Source organism: Erythrobacter sp. AP23 (assembly GCF_001542855.1).
Classification (GTDB): domain Bacteria; phylum Pseudomonadota; class Alphaproteobacteria; order Sphingomonadales; family Sphingomonadaceae; genus Qipengyuania.
Genome location: NZ_LNBY01000013.1, coordinates 1 through 1,372 on the forward strand (window position 1 = coordinate 1; position 1,372 = coordinate 1,372).

A 1,372-nucleotide genomic window follows, 5' to 3' on the forward strand; every position below is an offset into this window, starting at 1 on the left:
GGGCCGTGTGTGGACGGCCCTCCGTTGGCAAGGGTTTTCTGGGGCTGGGCTCTCCGCTGGTCGAGGCGGCCATGTGTCCGGCCTTTCAATGCGGCTTTGTCGTTCGCCGCTGGCCACGATGCCTTTCGCGCGAACCGGGTCCCGACCTATAGCACGCGCTCGAAGCGCCACGGCCCCAAATGGGTTTTCCCGATCCGGCGGTTTCAACCTGCTTTGCGCATCAACTCCTCATTGCCCTTTCCAACATCGTCGGCGCGGCAGATCCGCGCCTCAACTCTATGCCGCTATCGCCTGCGGTTCGCGGTAGCGCTCTCCGCTCGTCATCAGCGCCCAGACCATGCGTGCGTTCTTGTTGGCAAGCGCGACTGCAGCGACCTTCGCTGGTCGGCGCGCCAGCAGCTGAACGAGCCACGGCCGGTTGGTACCGTGCCGTTCTGCATAGCGGATCACAGCCATCGCCCCTACCACCAGCATCTGCCTCAAGTATCGGTTGCCCGCTCGGGTGATGTTGCCGAGCCGGTTCTTCCCGCCCGACGAGTTCTGCTTGGGAACGAGGCCGATCCAGGCCGCGAGGTCGCGACCGGTCTTGAACACTGTCGGGTCTGCCACCGATGCGACGAATGCGCTGGCGAGGAGCGGTCCCACGCCCGGGATATCCATTAGTCGGCGGCCTAGTTCGGTCCGGCGTGCGCTCGCGAGCACGCGGCGATCGTTCTCGAGAATCTGCCGCTTCACCACCGCGAGCTGCGCTGCCAGCATCTGAAGACAGATCCGCGCATCCTCCGGGATGCGGTCATCCTCGTGATCTTCGATCACCGCAAGCAGCCGATCGACACCCAGCCTTCCAACCGGGGCTACTACTCCGAACTCCGACATATGTGCACGGATCGCGTTCGAGATTTGTGTGCGCTGGCGGTTCAGCATCAGGCGCACCCGGTGCAGCATCATGAGACTCTGCTGCTCTGGACTCTTGACCGCGACGAAGCGCATCGTTGGTCTGGTCACCGCCTCGCAGATCGCTTCGGCATCGGCCGCATCGTTCTTACCGCGCTTAACGTAGGGCTTCACATATTGCGCTGGCATTAGCTTTACGTCGTGCCCCAGCGCGCTCAACTCACGAGCCCAGTAGTGCGAATTATTGCAAGCCTCGATCCCAACCAGGCATGGCGAAAGCTTCGCAAAGAAAGGCAGCATCCGTGAACGCTTCAACTGACGACGAAGAACCACCTCGCCTGCGCTGTTCACCCCATGCACCTGGAATACCGACTTCGCGATATCCAGACCGATCGTAACGACTTCTTCCATCACAGCTCTCCTTCCAGCTCATCCCACGGCATATACCGCAGGTGGTTGGAGAGCCGTCCACAGCATC

General features: G+C 62.0%; 1 protein-coding gene. It reads right to left on the reverse strand.

Features of this window, described 5'->3' with window-relative positions; translation table 11 throughout:
* Positions 1–276: 276 nt before the first annotated feature.
* Positions 277–1,305: an IS110 family transposase gene (locus ASS64_RS06570; protein ID WP_083508220.1), complete on the reverse strand. Its 1,029-nt coding sequence runs from the start codon at positions 1,303–1,305 to the stop codon at positions 277–279.
* Between the last annotated feature and the right edge of the window lie 67 nt (positions 1,306–1,372).